This is a genomic window from Pseudomonas sp. S5F11 (genome assembly GCF_019641515.1).
Classification (GTDB): Bacteria; Pseudomonadota; Gammaproteobacteria; order Pseudomonadales; family Pseudomonadaceae; genus Aquipseudomonas; species Aquipseudomonas rhodesiae.
On sequence record NZ_JAIFJZ010000001.1, the window covers coordinates 3346709 to 3364809 of the forward strand.

20 protein-coding genes and 1 tRNA gene are annotated in these 18101 nt (G+C 60.7%); 9 read left to right on the top strand and 12 right to left on the bottom strand.

Features of this window, described 5'->3' with window-relative positions; genetic code table 11:
- Positions 1–214: 214 nt before the first annotated feature.
- Positions 215–1039: a helix-turn-helix domain-containing protein gene (locus K1567_RS15055; protein WP_034111272.1), complete on the bottom strand. Its 825-nt coding sequence runs from the start codon at positions 1037–1039 to the stop codon at positions 215–217.
- Positions 1040–1172: 133 nt separating this feature from the next.
- Between K1567_RS15055 and K1567_RS15060 the strand changes: the two genes are divergently transcribed.
- The 5 genes from K1567_RS15060 (at position 1173) to K1567_RS15080 (ending at position 4726) form a co-directional block, all read left to right on the top strand.
- On the top strand, positions 1173–1361 hold the full coding sequence (locus K1567_RS15060; protein ID WP_034095412.1) for a DUF1656 domain-containing protein: 189 nt from the start codon (positions 1173–1175) through the stop codon (positions 1359–1361).
- Positions 1362–1373: 12 nt separating this feature from the next.
- Positions 1374–2282, top strand: coding sequence for an HlyD family secretion protein (locus tag K1567_RS15065; RefSeq protein WP_034095302.1), 909 nt, complete (start codon positions 1374–1376; stop codon positions 2280–2282).
- Positions 2282–4258 (top strand): FUSC family protein, encoded by a 1977-nt coding sequence (locus tag K1567_RS15070; RefSeq protein WP_220698612.1) that lies wholly within the window; start codon positions 2282–2284, stop codon positions 4256–4258. The genes K1567_RS15065 and K1567_RS15070 overlap by 1 nt, the downstream gene beginning before the upstream one ends.
- Before the next feature lie 61 nt (positions 4259–4319).
- Positions 4320–4505 carry a hypothetical protein gene (locus tag K1567_RS15075; protein WP_143506442.1) on the top strand — a complete coding sequence of 62 codons (186 nt, stop codon included), beginning with the start codon at positions 4320–4322 and terminating at the stop codon, positions 4503–4505.
- 144 nt (positions 4506–4649) lie between these two features.
- Positions 4650–4726: transfer RNA gene (locus K1567_RS15080), tRNA-Arg, on the top strand.
- Between the two features lie 87 nt (positions 4727–4813).
- Here the strand turns inward: K1567_RS15080 and K1567_RS15085 are convergent.
- On the bottom strand, positions 4814–5878 hold the full coding sequence (locus K1567_RS15085) for a 2,3-butanediol dehydrogenase (RefSeq protein WP_232925220.1): 1065 nt from the start codon (positions 5876–5878) through the stop codon (positions 4814–4816).
- Between the two features lie 374 nt (positions 5879–6252).
- Here K1567_RS15085 and K1567_RS15090 point away from each other — a divergent pair, with 374 nt between their 5' ends.
- Positions 6253–6888 carry a LysE family translocator gene (locus K1567_RS15090; protein WP_034136421.1) on the top strand — a complete coding sequence of 212 codons (636 nt, stop codon included), beginning with the start codon at positions 6253–6255 and terminating at the stop codon, positions 6886–6888.
- Between the two features lie 60 nt (positions 6889–6948).
- On the opposite strand, the gene K1567_RS15095 is transcribed toward K1567_RS15090, so the two are convergent.
- The 3 genes from K1567_RS15095 to K1567_RS15105 all read right to left on the bottom strand — a co-directional run bounded on the left by K1567_RS15095 (position 6949) and on the right by K1567_RS15105 (position 9844).
- Positions 6949–7533, bottom strand: coding sequence for a hypothetical protein (locus tag K1567_RS15095; protein WP_220698613.1), 585 nt, complete (start codon positions 7531–7533; stop codon positions 6949–6951).
- Positions 7530–8102, bottom strand: a complete 573-nt coding sequence (locus K1567_RS15100) for an RNA polymerase sigma factor (protein ID WP_034095297.1) — start codon at positions 8100–8102, stop codon at positions 7530–7532. Before K1567_RS15100 ends, K1567_RS15095 begins: the two co-directional genes overlap by 4 nt.
- Before the next feature lie 101 nt (positions 8103–8203).
- Complete coding sequence (locus K1567_RS15105) at positions 8204–9844, bottom strand: VWA domain-containing protein (RefSeq protein WP_220698614.1); 1641 nt, start codon at positions 9842–9844, stop codon at positions 8204–8206.
- A gap of 605 nt (positions 9845–10449) precedes the next feature.
- On the opposite strand from K1567_RS15105, the gene K1567_RS15110 reads away from it, so the two are divergent.
- Positions 10450–11487: an IS110 family transposase gene (locus K1567_RS15110; RefSeq protein ID WP_034097221.1), complete on the top strand. Its 1038-nt coding sequence runs from the start codon at positions 10450–10452 to the stop codon at positions 11485–11487.
- 764 nt (positions 11488–12251) lie between these two features.
- On the opposite strand, the gene K1567_RS15115 is transcribed toward K1567_RS15110, so the two are convergent.
- From K1567_RS15115 to K1567_RS15130, 4 genes are read right to left on the bottom strand one after another with little or no spacing between them, the layout of a single operon-like run.
- Complete coding sequence (locus tag K1567_RS15115; protein WP_034095295.1) at positions 12252–12902, bottom strand: DUF799 domain-containing protein; 651 nt, start codon at positions 12900–12902, stop codon at positions 12252–12254.
- The gene (locus K1567_RS15120; RefSeq protein WP_017848623.1) at positions 12899–13261 is read right to left on the bottom strand and encodes a DUF4810 domain-containing protein; all 363 of its coding nucleotides are present in this window, start codon (positions 13259–13261) and stop codon (positions 12899–12901) included. Before K1567_RS15120 ends, K1567_RS15115 begins: the two co-directional genes overlap by 4 nt.
- Positions 13262–13290: 29 nt before the next feature.
- Positions 13291–14037 (bottom strand): CsgG/HfaB family protein, encoded by a 747-nt coding sequence (locus K1567_RS15125; RefSeq protein ID WP_376782723.1) that lies wholly within the window; start codon positions 14035–14037, stop codon positions 13291–13293.
- A complete protein-coding gene (locus K1567_RS15130) occupies positions 14009–14590 on the bottom strand; it encodes a hypothetical protein (protein WP_034112920.1) in 582 nt (193 codons plus the stop codon). Before K1567_RS15130 ends, K1567_RS15125 begins: the two co-directional genes overlap by 29 nt.
- 172 nt (positions 14591–14762) lie before the next feature.
- Here K1567_RS15130 and K1567_RS15135 point away from each other — a divergent pair, with 172 nt between their 5' ends.
- Together K1567_RS15135 and K1567_RS15140 are read left to right on the top strand one after the other, a co-directional pair.
- Positions 14763–15374, top strand: a complete 612-nt coding sequence (locus tag K1567_RS15135) for a hypothetical protein (protein WP_034095291.1) — start codon at positions 14763–14765, stop codon at positions 15372–15374.
- A gap of 16 nt (positions 15375–15390) precedes the next feature.
- Positions 15391–15978, top strand: coding sequence for a lipoprotein (locus K1567_RS15140; protein WP_034095290.1), 588 nt, complete (start codon positions 15391–15393; stop codon positions 15976–15978).
- Positions 15979–16082: 104 nt separating this feature from the next.
- On the opposite strand, the gene K1567_RS15145 is transcribed toward K1567_RS15140, so the two are convergent.
- The 3 genes from K1567_RS15145 to K1567_RS15155 all read right to left on the bottom strand — a co-directional run bounded on the left by K1567_RS15145 (position 16083) and on the right by K1567_RS15155 (position 18041).
- Positions 16083–16565 carry a hypothetical protein gene (locus K1567_RS15145; protein ID WP_053060071.1) on the bottom strand — a complete coding sequence of 161 codons (483 nt, stop codon included), beginning with the start codon at positions 16563–16565 and terminating at the stop codon, positions 16083–16085.
- A gap of 87 nt (positions 16566–16652) precedes the next feature.
- Positions 16653–17084, bottom strand: a complete 432-nt coding sequence (locus tag K1567_RS15150) for a hypothetical protein (RefSeq protein WP_220698615.1) — start codon at positions 17082–17084, stop codon at positions 16653–16655.
- 48 nt (positions 17085–17132) lie between these two features.
- On the bottom strand, positions 17133–18041 hold the full coding sequence (locus K1567_RS15155; protein ID WP_040265218.1) for a LysR family transcriptional regulator: 909 nt from the start codon (positions 18039–18041) through the stop codon (positions 17133–17135).
- Positions 18042–18101 lie beyond the last annotated feature (60 nt).

Genomic DNA, 18101 nt, shown 5'->3' on the forward strand with positions numbered 1-18101 from the left:
TCCTTAACAGCACCGCGCGCACGCGGAGCGAATTAGAGTTGTTGAAAGGCGCCTTGTGGGCTGCCGTCAGGGAAATCAGCCCCTGCGCGCGAGTGAAGCGAAAAAGCGCACGGGAGACAGAGCGTTTGAAATCTCAAACGAATCCTAGGATCAATGGGGGTGCAGGGCAATAGGATGTTCGAAAAAAAGAACGAAAACGGCGAATTCGCTGACGTTATCTGACCAGCGTAGGCGCTGCCGAAGTCTTGGCCATGCCAGTACTGCGCACGTACCGCGCCGGCGACGCGCCCAGGGTCTTTCGGAACATGCTGATAAAAGAGCTCACCGACTCATAACCCAGCACTTCGGCAGTGCGTTGGACGGTCTCTCCTTCCGCCAGGCTCTGCAATGCCACGATCAACTGCCATTGCCGGCGCCACTGGCCAAAGGTCAGGCCGGTTTCGCTTTTGACCAGCCGAGCCAGCGAGCGCTCGCTCATGGCCACCTGCCGCGCCCAATCGGCGATGGTCGAGCGGTTGGAAGGGTCCTGCGCCAGGGCCTTGGCGATGGTGCGCAAGGGGGAAGCGGCAGGAAGGGGCAGGTACAACTGCTCGCAGCGTGCCATTTCCAGCTGTTCGAGCAATACGCTGGTCAACCGAGCCGTGGGAGAGTCCGCCGGGTACGCCTGGTCCTGAGCGCTGAGATGAAAGATCAGTTCGAGAATCACCGGTGACAACGCCAATGTGCAGCATTGATCGGGCAGCGCCGCCGCCTCAGGTTCAACCAGCAGAAAGCACACTTGCCCATTCGCCGTGACCCGGTTGCTGTGGGACACACCGGCCGGAATCCACACACCGAACCCCGGTGGCACCATCCACACCCCATTCTCCACCGTACAAACGATACCGCCGCGACAGGCCACGACCAGTTGGCCTTTGCGGTGCTCATGCACGGGAAACTCCCTGGCGTGCTGCTGCGTGGTCAGCATCAGCGCCACGGCGGGCTGACCGAGGTCGTCCAGTTCGAATTGCTCCAGCGGCGGGTGCTGAACGTCCTGCATTGGCATCTCTCACATTGACCGGATTTGATTATTAATTGGCAGTGTAGTCGATATCGGCACCTCCGGTTGTTGCGTAGCATTCTCATCCAGTAGCGCTCGTTCCCTGCGAGCCCATCGATTTACGGTGATGACGATGCTGAGTGAACTGTCGATTGCGAACCTCTACATCCCTCCGCTGTTGGCCTATCTGATCGCCTCGGCCCTCGCTTACCAGGCGTTGAAACATTTAGTCGACGGCCCCTTGGAGTGGACATGGCATCCCAGCCTGTCGCGCTTTTTTGTGCTGCTGATCATCTTGGCCACGCTGTTTCTGACGGTTTGAGTGAGGCCGCCCATGTCTGTCGTCAAATGCCTTAAAGCCTCCGCGACCCTGGCCCTGGGCCTTGTCGCCCTCGCCCTGTGCATGCAGCTGTGGCGTGCCTACGTGTTGGCGCCCTGGACCCGCGATGGGCGGGTCAGCGCTCAAGTTATTCGCATAGCCCCAGAGGTGTCCGGCCAGGTCGAACACCTGGCGGTGGCTGATAATCAATGGGTGTCCAAAGGCGATCTGCTCTACCGCATCGACCAGCGCGACTATTTGCTGGCCCAGCGCCAACGGGCGGCGGAGCTGGCCGAAGCGCAAAGTGTGTTTGAGCAACGCAACGAACAATTCAAACGCCGCACTCGCCTAGGTGACGCCATTGCCCGCGAGGAAATCGACAACGCCGCTCGCGCCCTGAACGTCGCCAAGGCTCGCCTCGATGCCGCGCAGGGCCAATTGGCCAGAGCGCGGCTGGACCTGGAGCGCACAACCCTGCGTTCCCCCGTAGACGGCTATGTCACTCAACTGCGCTTACAGCCAGGCGATTACGCCGCCCACGGCGATACCAATCTGTTCGTGGTCGATGGCCATAGCTTTTGGGTCACTGGCTATTTCGAAGAGACCAAGCTCTCCAACATCCGCGAAGGCGCGCCCGCAGCCATCAAGTTGATGGGCTTCTCGCCACTGCTCAAGGGACACGTCGCCAGCATCGGCCGCGGGATCGCCGATGGCAATGAACTGCGCAACGACAGCGGGTTACCTCAAGTCAGCCCGACGTTCAGCTGGATACGACTGGCCCAGCGCGTGCCTGTACGCATCGAGCTGGATAACGTTCCGGCCGGGGTCGAACTGGCGGCGGGGATGACGGCGAGCATTGAGATTGTCGACGCACAGTCGCCGTCGCACTGGAGGTTCACCCACTGGCTGCAGGGGTTTATGTGATGGCCGAGTATGTCCGCCACGCGCTCGCCTCACTACCTCTACCGTGGACGGCCGATACCTTCGCGTATGTGTTGCGCAGCATCATCGCCGCGGCCCTTGCGCTCTGGCTGGGTTTTGAGTTGCAACTGGACTCGCCTTTTTCTGCGGCCTCCACCGTGCTCCTGCTGGTGCATCCGGTGCAAGGGGCGGTGGTCGGCAAGGGTTTCAACCGTATGGTTGGAACGCTTATCGGGGTGACTGCGGCCTTTATCCTGCTGGGCATGTTCGCTCAGCAGATGCTGCTGTTCATCTTCGGCGTCGGCCTGTGGCTCGGCTTATGTGTGGCGGCAATGACGCTGCTGCGGCACTACCAGGCAACTGCGGCGGTAGTCGCCGGCTACACCGTGTGCCTGGCGTTGGGCCCCGCCATTGTCGCCCCCGAGCAAGGCTTCGATCACATCGTGACCCGAGGCACCGCCGTGGTGGTCGGCGTGTTCAGCCTCAGCCTTATTGCCACGCTGGGCAGTCGTAAAACCATTGATCGCAAGCTGCTGAACGCGCTGGTCGACGTGTCTGCCCGCGCTGCACACCAGTTGGCTGATCGGTTCACCAATGAAGAAACACCCGAGCTGGCCGCGCGGCGCGCGCAGCTGTCGATGGACATCGGCAAAGTGGATGAGCTTCTCGGCATCGGCTGGGGTGAGTCCGTGCTTATCCGTACGCGCCTGCCCGTGATTCAAACCGGTCTCGCTCAGTTGCAGTCGGCCGTTATGGATATACGCGTGGACGATCACGATGCCCCGGGTTGGTTGTTGAACCGGATCAGTAAACCGCTTCGGCACCTGGGCGAGGCTTTAGCCGATCGTACCGTCGACTTCACTACGGCGGCGGATCGGGTGAAACGAGCAATGAACGCGCTTGAGAACGAGGAAACGGTTGGCGGCCTTCGCACCGACTCTGCCCTCACGGCGCTAGGGGTGGAGCGCTTGCGCGAGCAGCTTGCGGATCTGCATGCCGCCCTGCACAGCTTCTCCAGCCTTGAGCGCGACACCCAAGCGCGCCAAACGGTGAAGGGGTTTCATCGCAACTATCAGGACGCCGCCCGCAACGGTCTGCGCGCCTTGGGCGCCACCCTGGTCGCCGGTGCCGTGTGGTACCTGAGCGGCTGGAATCAAGGCCCCACCCTGTTGGCGGTGCTGGGGCCCTGCTGCACGTTATCGGCTGCGGCGCCCGACCCGGTTCAAGGCATCATCGGTTTTATCAAAGGGACCTTTTACGCCACGCTGGCCGCACTTGTGTGCAAATTTTTACTGATGCCGGCGATCAATGGCTTTCCACTGCTTGTAGTGATGCTGGCGTTGTTCTGGTCATTCGGCATTCACGCCACCACCCGACCTCGTCAAGCCCTCATCGGGATCGCCTACCTGATTGCGTTCAACACGCTGGTCAGCACTGGCGCGACCGCTCATTACGACTTCGCCGACTTCGTCAACCAAGCGCTCGCCTGGTTTGTCGCGATGGGCATCTGCCTTCTGGCGTTCAACATTGTTCCGAAAAAGCCCCAGCACACCGTGCAAGCACTCAAACGCTCGCTGCTACACGCAACGCGCCGGCTTCTGCATCGAGCAGACACGCTCAATCATCGCCGGTGGCAAGCGCAACAACAGCACCGCATCGTCGCCTTGAAAAGCCTGTTGGGCGCCCACCGTCAGGGGGATTACGAGGCTGGCTATCTATCGCTCCAACTCAGCCGCGAACTGGCACGACTCCAACACCACACACGTCGCCTGCCCCCCGGCTCGCCGATTGCCCGCTGCGCAGCCACGGCCAATAGAAGGCTGACCCGTTCGACTTACCACACCGCCATCGGTGCCGCACAAGCACGCAGAGCAGCCAAGTCCATGCAGCGGCTGGGCGCCGAGCAGTGGGCAGCGCGTTACCGAAACCTGGCCTGGCTGCTGGAGCGATACGAAAACGCAACGACGGCCATCACCTGAAGGTCGGCCGCTTTCGCGGTATTGCCGACTGCTTATTCCCACTCACGAAGGTACTTGCAGAATGAACACGTTAATCAAGTGGATCGCGCTCGCTTCAATCACCACCCTGCCAGTGTTTGCCCACGCCGAGGGCGGCGCGGACGCCTTGACGCGCTGGCATGAGCAGAACAGAACGACCCAGCCAAAAGCCCCCAAACCACCCCACGGCCACCCGCCGCATCAGTCCACGGCTGCGCCAGAGTCCTGAACCCAGCCCCCATGGACCGGGCGGCGACATCAAGCGGGCAAGCCCTCAGCGACACCGCAGACGTAAGACCCTGCCCTGATTTGCCCCTTCACCGCCCTGCAACTGGACGCCCCCCGGCCAGATGAGTATCATGGCGCCCGCATTGCATCCGTAGCTCAGCTGGATAGAGTACTGCCCTCCGAAGGCAGGGGTCGTGGGTTCGAATCCCGCCGGGTGCACCAGATACAGATAAAAAAGCCCCAGGCCGAAAGACCTGGGGCTTTTTCATGTGTGTTGGTATCAAGCCACAACCATCACCCCTCCCCCCTTCAAACCCGCGCTGGCGACACAATGATCTTCACATTGTGTTCCTTGTTTTTAACCAGTTCCTCGAAACCCGCCCCCACGATCTGTTCCAGCTGAATGCGCCCCGTCACCAGCGGCGTGATATCCAGCCGCCCATCGGCGATGAACGCGATCACGTCGGCGAATTCGCCGTTATAGGCCAGCGCACCCAGTACCTGTTTCTCGGTGGCCACCAGCTCGAAGAAGTTGAATTCGCTGGGCTCTTCGAAGATGCCCACCAGGACGCATTTGCCGGCTTTGCGAATCAGGTCGATGGCGAGTTTGGCGGTGTGTTTGTTGCCGATGCATTCGAAGCTGACGTCCGCGCCGAGCCCGCCGGTGAGGCGGCGTACTTCGGCCAGGGCGTCGCATTGGTTGGGATCGAGTACGTGGGTCGCGCCCACTTCCTTGGCTTTGGCCTTGCGGGCTCCGGACATTTCCAGGGCGATCACTTGGGCCGCGCCTGCCGCCTTGGCGCACATGATGGTGCACAGGCCGATGGTGCCGGCGCCGACCACCACGACGTTTTGCCCCAGCAGGCTACCGGCCTTTTTCACGGCGTGCATGCCCACCGCGAGGGGCTCGATCAGTGCACCGGCTTCGGCGGGAAAGTTGGCGGGCAGCTTGTACAGCAGGTTGGCGGGTACGTTGACGAGTTCGGCGAAGGCGCCGTTGTTCATCAGCCCGGTGAACGCCAGGTTTTCACAGATGTTGTACAGGCCGTGGGTGCAGTAGTAGCAGGTGCCGCAATGTTGGCAGGCATCGGCCGCCACCGGTTCGCCGACGCTGAAGCCTTGCACGCCGGCGCCGAGTTCGACGATTTCGCCACAGAACTCGTGACCGAGGATGCACTGGCCCTTGATGCCGGTCAGCGGGTGCGGCGCATCGACCGGGATAAACACCGGCCCGGCCACGTACTCATGCAGATCGGAGCCGCAAATGCCGCACCATTGCACGCGGATCTGCACCCAGCCGGCGGGCGGCGCATCGGGCAGGGGAACATCTTCGACGCGGATATCGTGACGGCCGTGCCAGACAGCGGCACGCATGCTGCGTTGCGGGTTGATCGTTAGGGTCATGGCAAGGCTCCTTGAAACGGCAGTGAATGACAAACCCCGCGGGGGGTTGCGAGGGCCAGAGCAAGGCCGGTGCCAGCTGCGCGAAAATCCTCGCACAGGCGTTTTTTAGAGCGATCCGTGGCACAACCCGCGCTGGCCGCAATCACCGTCGAATGAGACGCCCTGAATCAGCCCTCTGAAAAGCGCTGGGCGATTGAGACGCTCCGTCTCATGGCTGCGTGCCTGTATGACGTTTTGTCGGGCCATCTGTATCTAACGCGCCGCCTTCGGCCGCCCTACCATCGTGCGCATCCCGCCACCCGCGACCGCGCGCCCGCGGCTGGCATTACATATAGGAGTTACCCATGCCCGAACTGTCGAGCCTGCTGGCGTTTGGTCTGATTTGCCTCGGGATGGTGCTGACGCCCGGCCCGAACATGATCTATCTGATCTCCCGCTCGATCTGCCAAGGGCGGGTCGCGGGCTTGATTTCCCTGGGCGGCGTGGCGTTGGGTTTTGTGGTTTATATGCTCTGCGCGGCGCTGGGTATTACCGCTCTGCTGATGGCGGTGCCCTTTGCGTATGACGCGCTCAAGCTCGGCGGCGCGTTGTATTTGCTGTACCTGGCCTGGCAAGCGGTGAAGCCCGGTGGGCGGTCGGCGTTCCAGTTGCGCGATCTGCCTCAGGACGGACCGCGCAGGTTGTTTATGATGGGCTTTGTCACCAACCTACTGAACCCGAAAGTTGCGGTGATATACCTGTCGTTGCTGCCCCAATTCATCGTGCCCGATGGCCACGGCAGTGTGCTGGCGCAGTCCCTCGTGCTGGGGTTTACCCAGATCATGATCAGTGTGAGCGTTAACGCGTTGATCGCCCTGTCGGCGGGCTCCATTGCCTCGTTTCTGGCGGCCAAACCGCTATGGCAGTTGGTACAGCGCTGGTTGATGGGGACGGTGCTGGCAGGGCTGGCCGTGCGCATGGCGCTGGAAGGGCGGCGCTGAGGGCGCAGCGTAAAAAAGCCCCAGGTTGAGAGACCTGGGGCTTTTTTCGTGAGCCTGGTTTCAGCGCGGCTGCAGCGCCTCCAATCGCGCTGGCAGATCTTCCTGGGGAAAACGCTGGTGCAGCGCCAGCAGTTTTTCATCCGCCGCTCGGGTTTGGCCTGCTGCGCGTAGGTTCACAATTTCCTGCAACCCGTCCTCCAGGCTCGGCAACCCCGGCGGCGCGCGCTTGTTCAAGGGTTTTGCCGCTGGCGCCTGGGCCAGCGAGCCGGTGATTTCGGCCTGAGCACTCTCGGCCTTGGGTGCGACAGCCATACGCGCCATCGGCGCAGGGGCGGGTGCCGGCGGTGGAGCTTGGTCGTGGAGCGCGGAGAAGGTCGCGGTGGACACTTCGGGCTGCGGCACCGGCGAGCGCATGACCACGCCGACCATGAGCGCAACGCCGGCGACGGTGGCGAACGCCATCTGCCAGCGTGGGCGTTGGCAGGCGTGCAGCCAACGTTGCCAAAGGCTCGGTTGCGGCGCCGGGGCTTCGCGGCGGGCGACGTTGAGGATGAAGGCATCGAGAGACGCGGGCGGCTCGCCGGTGCTGTGTTGACGAAAATGCTGGATCAAATCGTCGTCAGGGGTGTGTCGGGAGTCAGTCATACAGGTACCTCCTCGGCCAGCAGACGACGCAATTTCTGCTGGGCGTAGCGCAAGCGGCTTTTTACGGTTTCCAGCGGGGTCTGGGTGAGCGCGGCGATTTGCGGTACCTCAAGGTCACCATGCAGACGCAGCAGGAACACTTCACGCTGGTCTTCGGGCAAGTCTTGCAGGGCCGCGTCGAGGCGCGCCTGGTCGCGGCTCAGGCTCAATTGCTGCTCAGGGCCGGCGCTGTGGTCGGGCTGAGCGTGCAGGTGCTCGTCGTAGCTGTCGTGCAATGGGTTGTGGATGCCGTGCTTGCGCCAGTGGTCGATCAAGCGATTGCGGGCAATCTGAAACAACCACGTGCGAAAGCTCGCCCGGCCTTGTGGCTGACTGGCGCTGCGGATCAGGCTGAGCCAGGTCTCCTGATAAATTTCCTCGGCCAGTTCGGCCTTGTTGCTCAGGGACACGAGGAAACGATACAGACCTTGGCGATGCCGCGCGTACAAGACTTCGAACGCAGCGGCGTCACCGGTCCGGTAACGGGCCAGCAACGCTTCGTCGCTGGAGGGGTCATCTGGAACAGCCATGTAGGGGGCGAACTCCTTTTGTAAAGTTAACGCGGGTCAAATGTGGGAGGGCGCTTGCTCCCGATCGCGGTCTATCAGTAACAGCTATGTGGTGTTCGAGATCAGGGCTTGAGGCTTTGGGCCAACTCCACCAGTTGCACGAACTCGTTGCGCAGGCCGAACGGGTCGTCGCCCCGCGCCGAGCGGGCCAGTGCGGCGGTGTCTTTCAACGACATGCTGCCAGTGTAGCGGCCATCGCCCTTGAGTTGCTGGGCGAACGCAGCCACTGCCGCCGCAAAGCGCAAATCGTCGCTGGCCTGGGTGGTTTGGCCAGTGATTGGCCGTTCGATCAAGCGGCTATCGCCACCTGCGGCAGGCTTGTAGCGCACGCGCAGCATGGCCAGCTCCTCGGACTGCCCCTCGACCACAGCCGCGCCGGCATAGCGCAGCGGCTCCAGCCAACCCTTCTGCCCCTTTGGCACAATTTCGTACAGCGCGGTAACGGTATGGCCGGCGCCGATCTCACCGGCGTCTACCTTGTCGTTATTGAAATCCTCACGCTTGAGGGCGCGGTTTTCGTAGCCGAGCAGGCGATATTCGCTGACCCGCGCAGGGTTGAATTCCACCTGCAATTTCACATCCCGCGCCACCACGGCGAGGGTCGAGCTGAGCTGGTCCACCAGCACTTTGCGTGCTTCGCGCAAGGTGTCGATATAGGCGTAGTTACCGTCGCCGGCGTCGGCCAATTGCTCCATCAGGTGCTCGTTGTAGTTGTCCACGCCAAAGCCCAGTGTGGTGAGGGACACGCCGCTCTTACGCTGCTGCGCCGCCATCTGCTTGAGGCTGTCGAAGTCACTGACGCCGACGTTGAAGTCGCCGTCGGTGGCCAGCAGGATGCGGTTGATGCCGTTGTCGATAAAGCCTTCGCGGGCCATCTGGTAAGCCAGCTCAATACCCGACGCCCCCGCCGTGGCACCACCGGCAGTGAGCTGGTCGATGGCGTTGCGGATCGCGGCCTTGTCGCGCCCGGACGTGGGCTTGAGCACCACACGGGAGTCGCCGGCGTAGACCACCAGCGACACGCGGTCTTGCTCGCGCAATTGATCCACCAATAACTTCAGGGTGCTTTGCACCAGCGGCAAACCTTCGCGACGGTCCATGGAGCCGGACACATCCACCAGAAATACCAGGTTGGCCGGCGCCAGCTGCGCCACGGCGCGGTCGGACGCCTTGATGCCGATACGCAGTAATTGGGTGTGGGGGTTCCAGGGCGTAGGGGCGACTTCGGTGGTCACGCCGAAGGGTGAGCCATCGGTGGGCAGTGCGTAGTGGTAGGGGAAGTAATTGACCATTTCCTCCAGCCGTACGGCGCCTTCGGGCGGCAGGCTGCCTTGATTGAGGAAGCGTCGTACGTTGGCATAGCTGCCGGTGTCGACATCGACACTGAAAGTCGACACCGGCGTTTCAGCCACGCGGTGCACCGGGTTATCCGGCAGGTTGGCGTATTGCTCACGGGGCTCGCTGCGGTAGTCCATCGTCCTCGATTCCTGCATCGCCAGGCGTGTAGACATCGGCGCGGGGATCGGCATGGGTTTGCTCAGGGCACCTTGCACAGTATCGGCCTCAAGCCGAGAGATCGGGCCCCTGTCGGCCGGTGGCGCCACATCATGGGAGGACGACGCCCCACACCCGGCAAGCGCCAGCGTCAGGGTAACGGCGAAGCCTTGGGCAGCAGGACGTAGCCAGAGCAGAGAGTGAGACATGGGCTGAACCTCGTGAATGAATGATCCGTTCACAAGGTCAGACGCAAGGTGCGGGGGATTCGGGTTAACACCGATTTAGAAAACATCTCAATCGGTGTGGGAAGGAGCTTGCTCCCGATGGCAGAGTGTCAGCCACTGCCTCTAGTGACTGAAACATCGCCATAGGGGGCATGGGTGTCTCCTTAAGGCTTTGGTGAGCAGGCTTGTCGAATCGTCGCGCCGTCCGCGTTGGGGTGCGACGCGGTCCCACATAAGACTACCGCGCTCAATCAGACAAACCTCGTCGCTAGGTTTGGGGCCGCTTCGCGCCCCAGCGCGGGACAAGCCCGCTCACCACAATTAGAGTGTGTGCAGCTGCCCTGTAGTGAGCAGGCTTGCCCTGCGCCGGGCTGCGGAGCAGCCCCAAAACCGGCCAACCGTTTTTGCCTGGCACACCGCAGTGTCTGGAGAGAGGGCAGCTTCGCGTCCAGCGCGGGGCAAGCCCGCTCACCACAATTAGAGTGTGTGCAGCTGCCCTGTAGTAATGGAATGGACGCCCCCTTCCTAACGGCATCTATGTGCCAAAGTTAAAGTGTTACCCACACTTAGCGGAAGGGAGCGTCCTCATGCAGCTTACGACTGTTTCGGTTGACTTGGCAAAAACCGTGTTTCAACTTCACGCGATCGATCAACAAGGAAGAACAGCGCTAAGGAAGCGGCTTAAACGTGAGCAGGTTGTCCCTTTTTTTGCCAACCTGGAGCCCTGCCTAGTGGGCATGGAGGCATGTGGCGGAGCCCACTATTGGGCAAGAAAACTGCAGGCACTTGGTCATACGGTCAAGTTAATGGCTCCGCAATTTGTGAAGCCCTACGTGAAGTCGAACAAAAACGATGTAGCTGACGCAGAAGCGATCTGTGAAGCCGTTACTCGGCCCAACATGCGCTTTGTGCCGATCAAGACGGTAGAGCAGCAAGCTATTTTGGCGGTGCATTGCGCACGGCAAGGGTTTGTAAAGGCCAGAACGGCACAAGCTAATTCGATTCGTGGGCTCCTTGGAGAATTTGGCGTGGTCTTGCCTCAGGGCATTCGACATATCGTCGAGCGTTTGCCGGATATTTTGGAAGATCATGAAAACGCTCTTCCTGGATCGTTACGCCAACTGATGCAGCGCTTGATGGAGCATTTCAAAGAGCTGGATCGACAGGTCGTCGAGTTGGAACGAGAGATTCAACAATGGCATCGCAGCAATGAAGGCAGCTGCCGCCTGGCAGAAATCCCAGGCGTTGGCCCGCTCACTGCAACCGCGCTAGTGGCGTCAGTGGGTGACGCGAAAAACTTCAGTAACGGTCGGCAAATGGCGGCATGGTTGGGGTTAGTGCCGCGACAACACTCCAGCGGAGGCAAGCCCACGTTGTTGGGGATCAGTAAACGGGGCGATGGTTATTTACGCACCTTGCTGATTCACGGCGCACGCTCGATGGTTCGAGTGGTGGAGAGCAAGACAGATCCTTCGGCGGATTGGCTGAAGGGGTTATTGGCTCGTCGTCACACCAACGTTGCTGTCGTTGCCCAGGCTAATAAAACGGCCCGGATAGCCTGGGCATTATTGGCCCATGGCACCAAGTTCCGACCCGACTACACCCCCGACGTAACGGTGGCGTAGCCGGCCCGGTGGAATGAAAAAGTGATGCGTTAGAAGGAGTACTTCCAAGGTTGCTCAGGCGATCATGACGTGATGGCAAGACAGGTAGGACCGGGATCGGGTAACTCTGCCCTGCTCACAGCGCTTCGAGCGCGTTGTAGTGATAAGAGCCCGATCAGCGAATTCCATCAGGGACAGAGGCACCGCCTCACTTAAAGTCCGGATGTATGGCTGCAACCTTATCCCGTCTGTGTTTTCACGAATTGAGTGCTTGGCATACTGGGGGCGTCCATGTATGAGCAGGCTTGCCCTGCGCTGGGCTGCGGAGCAGCCCCAAAACCGGCCAACCGTTTTTGCCTGGCACACCGCAGTGTCTGGAGAGAGGGCAGCTTCGCGCGCCAGCGCGGGGCAAGCCCGCTCACCACAATTAGAGTGTGTGCAGCTGCCCTGTAGTGAGCAGGCTTGCCCTGCGCCGGGCTGCGGAGCAGCCCCAAAACCGGCCAACCGTTTTTGCCTGGCACACCGCAGTGTCGGGAGAGAGGGCAGCTTCGCGCGCCAGCGCGGGGCAAGCCCGCTCACCACAATTAGAGTGTGTGCAGCTGCCCTGTAGTGAGCAGGCTTGCCCTGCGCCGGGCTGCGGAGCAGCCCCAAAACCGGCCAACCGTTTTTGCCTGGCACACCGCAGTGTCTGGAGAGAGGGCCGCTTCGCGTCCCAGCGCGGGGCAAGCCCGCTCACCACAATTGAAGTGTGTGCAGCTGACCTGTGGTGTTTCAGCGCCGGATTGTCAGTCCGTGCCGTACTTGGGATTACGCGGGCCGTACAGAATCCCCGCCCGTTGCCCCGGCGACAGCAAGCGTGCGCTGGTGATGCCGGCAATCGGGTGCGCGGCGTCGGTGGAGCTGTTGATCACCTGCTTGACCGCCGCGGTGATCAGCATGCCGACCAGGCCACCGCTGTTGTTGTTGCCTTCCTCGCTGGAGGCGCGCGCGGTGCCGGTCCACAGGGTGGTGCCGGTGCGCAGGTCCACCAGTTTGGCCGAGGCGGTCACCGCTGTATCGCTGGAGATCAGCATGTACTTGGTGCCGTACTCGGTGACGGTGATGTACAACGCCGCGTCCGCGCCGAAGATGTCATGCAGCTTGGTCGGCGGCACGGCCTGGATATCGTTGGCGGTGGTCAGGCCGTTCTGGCGGAAGGTTTCGTCCACCAGGGCAATCGGCAGCACGTAGTAGCCGGCTTCGGCCAGCGGGTACGTCACCTGCGACACCAGGCTGTAGGACGCCTGCACTTCCGGCGATTCATTGAGCGGCGGCAGCACCAGGATCGACTTGGGCCGCGCCTGTTTATACGCCGTGTAATCGATGGTCTTGGGTGCCGCGCAACCGCCGAGCAAGGCCAGGGCCAGCAGGGCGCCGGTGAGTTTTAACAGGCTCATTTAGTCGCGACTCCGGTCTTGGCGTTTTTCAGCAAAAAGTCCATGTAGGCGGCGGATTCGGGGAACAGCGCCTTCTCGGTGCGAAATTCCTGCACCATCTGGTCATCCTTGCCCATGCTCAGGTACAGCATGCCCAGGTGGGCGTGGTAACCCGGTGGCGCCTTGCGACCACTGGCATTGATCTTCTGCAGATCACGCTCCAGTGCTTCGACCTGCGCTTCCTTGGGCTCGCCCTTGAAGTATTCGTAAACCTGCGGCTGGTAGCTTTCCCATTGATACAGGGGCTGGGGCGCCGTCTGGCACCCGGCGACCGTTGCGATTGCTGTCAGCATCAGCGCTAACTTAACTGCCTTGCTCATCCGTGTACTGCTCCTTGAGGTGCTGCTGATCAGTTGCGCGGGTTCCAGGCGCCGGCGTTGATGCCGTCGACCAGCCGATTGATCGCTTCGCGCATGGCTAGGTCCAGGACCTTGCCATTGAGGGTGGAGTCGTAGCTGGCGGTGCCGCCGAAGCCGACCACTTCACGGTTGGACAGCGCGTACTCACCGGCGCCCTGGGTGGAATACACCACTTCGGAGGTGTTGATGTTGACGATATTCAACGCGACTTTGGCGTAGGCCACTTGGGTCTTGCCACGGCCGAGGATGCCGAACAGCTGGCGGTCGCCGGTTTCTTTGCGGCCGAACTCGGTCACATCGCCGGTCACTACATAGTCCGCGCCCTTGAGCTTCTGCGCGGTGCCTTTGATCTTGGCCTCCTGGGAAATTTCGCCCATGTTGTCGCGGTCCAGCACGCTGAAGCGGTTGGTCTGCTGCAAGTGGGTGATCAGGATGGTCTTGGCCTGGCCGCCGAGGCGGTCGACGCCATCGGAGAAGATGCCGCGCATATAGCTGGAGCGGTTGTCGAATTTGCCCACGGCAATCGGCACGCGCACGCCGGAGTAGGCGACGTTGGCGCTGGCGACTTGCTCTACCGGCATCGCGCGATTGCTTTCGGTGGCGCAGCCGGCCACGGTCAGCAGCGCTGCGGCGGTGAGGCCGGACAGCAGGGTTTTGCAGAGTGTTTTCACGGAATGCTCCTGGGGTGATAAATCGGTAATGGCAACGTCAGCGAGACGGGATGTCGAGCAGATCATCAACGATGTCGCGACTCAGGACGCCGGTATAAAACCGCTCGACGCTTGAGTTGCCGGAGTTGGTGAGGATGCCGCCCATGGTCTTCCATTTTTGCGCCTCCCCCATCACACCGGCGGGTACGAGGTTCTCGCGGGTCTTGGCGAAGTGCAGGACTTCGCTACCCGCCTTCTTGACCTTGACCTGATAGCTGAAATCCACACTGGCCAGAATGGTGTTGTCATCGACGATCAACGTCGACAGGCCGCCTTTGGAGTCCGGGATATGGCGCGTGTAGACGATGCTGACATCCAACAGGTAATCGGCTTTGTCCTTGCTGGGAGCATAACGTTTGGCACTGAGCAACCGATCGACCAGGTCGACGCCCAGTTGCTGGCGCACTTTGTCATCGGGCAGGAAGCGTTCGTTCTTGCCCACCACCTCCACATCGAAGGTGTCGAGCCAATACGTGGCAGTTTTGGGAATGGTCACCGGCGCCGGCGAGATGTAGTAATCCGGCTTGGAGGCGCAGCCCGCCAGGAGGCAGACGGCGAGGAACACGGCAAATGCGCGCATGTCTGAATTCGTCCCTGAAAAGTATCGTGCTTTAAACAGTGGCGGCATTTTACGGAGTTGAGAGGGGTTCTCAAGGTGTTTCGTCGGGCTATGTGCGTTAATGCACACGCCTCAAGTTTTGCTTAAAGGCGTCGAGACACTGACTCGGCTTATTTACTTATAGGGAAATTGCGTGCTTAAAACCCTCCTTCGGGCTACGGCCCTGCTTGCCGCGCTGTCGATGACCGGCTGCGTGTCCTACACCGTCACAGGCCCTATCGCCACCCCGCTCCACCCGGTATCTGTCAGCAGCCCGCGCAGCGCGCAAATCGCCGATGTGACGGTGAGCGCCGCCGACGTCAACGAGGCCAACAAAGCGGCGATCAGCAGCTCCCTGACGGCCCAGATCACTCAGTACGTGCGCACTGCCGGTTACTTCAAGCAAGTCACCGAGTACCCCGTGCGCCTGGGCGAGCAGGACGTCACGCTCAAATTCAACATGACGTCCCTCAAGGGCCATCGCGCACCGCACCCGGCGTATGTGCCTGGCGCGCTGCTGACCCTGACCATCTGGATCTGGGTCAACGGCCCGATCTACGTGGACAGCTTCGACGTGGCCGGCGACCTGGTGATCGTCGACCGCAACGGCAAGGAACTGGCCAAGGCCACAGACTCGATCAAGTTCGAACACAACGTCGGCTTGTACAGCGGCCAATATTGGGCGCCGTCGATGGGTGGCCAACAGCTGACCAAACTGGTCGGGCAACTGCTCGACACCGCCACCGCCAACCTGGCCAAACCGTAATTTCAAGGAGCACTGCGTGAAAGGATTGATCAAACACAGCCTGGTACTGGCCGCTGTCCTGCTGACCGGCTGCGTGTCTTACTCGCAACACGAATTGCCCGCCGTACAAACCTGGCCACCGACCGCCAACGCGCCGGCGCAAAAGCCCACGGCGTACGTGCACACCACGGCGCAGAACCACGTCAACGGCGGCCCTGGCAACGCCGCAGTCGGCGCTCCCGTGGTGCTGTGGGAAAAAGCCGTGGCCGATACGTATCGTGCGTCCAACCGGTTTTCCCGAGTGAGCACCGACAAGGTCGACTCAGATATCTACGTGGATGCCACGCTGCATAACAACGAAGAGTACAGCACGGTGTCGGCGTTCATCACCGGCTTCACGTTCTTTATCATCCCAAGCACGGCGAAGAACATCTTCACCCTGGAAACAGTGTTCAAGGACAAGGAAGGCAAGGAACTGGGCCGCGTCAAAAAAAGCGAATCGGTGCGCACCTGGATGCACCTGGTGCTGATCGTCGGCATCCCGTTCCAGGCGGACACGCGGGAAGTGGTTGAAGCGCTGACGCGTAGCACGCTGGATGAGGCGGTGCAGCGTAAGTTGCTCTAACGCGGACCAAAGGTGGGAGCGGGTTTGACCTGCTCACCACTGCAAGCCGCAAAGTCATCAGGGCATGAGAAGAGGCTTGAAGCACAGTGATCTGACCCCGATGTTCATCGGACCGGCACTTCGCACGCACCGGACGGTTCCGGCAATGCAATCACCGCCATCAGTCCACTGCCGAGCGCACCGATCAAAAACGCAGCCATCAGAGGTAAGCCGTTGCTTATAAACCAGACAACCTCGCTGTCACGCATCACCAAATAGGTCAACAGCGCCAGCCATGCAAACGCAACCGTGCCACCGCTCAGCGCAATAGTTTTATAAGCGCTACGGCCCTTCCTGAATCTGCGCAGGGTCACGAACAACGCAAAACCCAGCGCTGGCAGCAGATAAATCAACTGCACCATTACTGGTGTGGAAATAAACACAGCCCACAGCTCCAGCCCGTGCACCTCGCCAAGTGTGCGTGGGTTAGCGAACAGCCGCGCCACCATTGCGACAAATATCACGGGGCCGGCTACCAAACCGACCGCAAAGGGCATAAACCAGAAAGCAAAAAACACTTTCAGATGAGGGTACTTCCCAGTGTTCATAGGTTGATCACTTGAACTTGGCATGGGTGATTTGCTGAGCGCGATTGCGAGTGTTCGCCGAGACTCGCCAAGCGTGCTACTCCAGTTTCAAGGGGTTTGTGTCTGTGTTGAATACGAACGGGCGCAAATTTGCTCCCAACCTTTTTCAATGGTACCGGTGTATTTACCGCACGATGCGCCCTTTAATTGAGCCTCCAGAAAGTCCTGCTGCGGCTCGACCCACAGCAGGCCGATCAAATAGACCGCGCCCGTCGCCAGCACCAGCAATGCCAAGGTCCGAGCCAGCATGAATCGTAATGTGGCGACGACGGTACGAGGCCGTTCGAACACGTACGCGAACAGCAGCCCGATAACGCCCCACACAAAACCAGCCGCTGCCGTGCCCAACCCCGCTTGACGACGGTCGAGGTAGGACCAGACCAGCATGAAGGCAGTGGCGCTGACAAACATCACCAGCAAGCACAGCCACTGGCCAATCCGGCATCCTACGGTCGAAAAACGCGGGATTTGAAAGCTCATGGAAACGTCCTCAGGCAAACGTGAGAAATCACGTTTTGTCGTCTTGTCTTATAGAGTCGGCAAAGGGGTATTGCCGTTCAAGGCTGGAATCTTTGAAAAAACGTCAGTCATAAAATCCATGAACACGATAGCCCGCGTGGGAAGCAGTCTATTGGCGACATAAACCATCTGCACGGGGACAGGGGGAACCGCATGGTCGGTGAGAATGAACTGTAATCTCCCACTTTTGAGCCCGCCCTCAAAGAGCCACGCGGGCCCATGCGCCACACCCAGGCCTGCAGCGACCGCCGCACTCACTGCGTCGGGGGAGTTAACCCTGAGCCTGCCGGCAATCGGAATGTCCGCGTCGCGGAATCGCCAGGTCGCACCGGACGACAGTAAGGTGTAGACGATGCAATCGTGGTCGCGTAGATCATCCGGGGTTTGCGGAACTCCGCGTTTAGCCAAGTAGTCCTTGCTGGCGACGAAGACCCGGTCGTACCACCCAAGAGGCCGGGCGCGCAAGGCGCTGTCCTCCAGCTGTCCTATACGAATGGCGAGTTCAGTGCCTTCATTGACTAGGTCTACGTATCGATCATTGAGTTGGAGATCCAGGACCAATTGAGGGTAGCGCTGCAAAAACGTCGGCACATGCGGCAGTACAAACGCATGCGCGAGCGCTGTCGGACAAGCTACGCGCAAGAGTCCCGATGGGTCGATGTTGTTCCTGAAGGACGATTCGGATTCATCCACCGCATCCAGAATGCGCCGGATGTCCGCATAGTAGCGTTCGCCCTCCGGCGTCAGGGATAGCTTGCGCGTAGACCGGTGGAGCAAACGCGTCTGCAAATGATCCTCCAGAGCCGCTATATAGCGGCTTACATTGGGCTGCCCCAGCCCTAGATCGCGCCCAGCCGCCGAAAAGCTCCCTGTTTCTACGGCACGCGCGAAGCATGTCATCAAAAGAAATCGGTCCACTTCTCCACCTCAACTCATGCCCTATTTGCATGAATCATATGCGAATAGGCGGTCTTATCC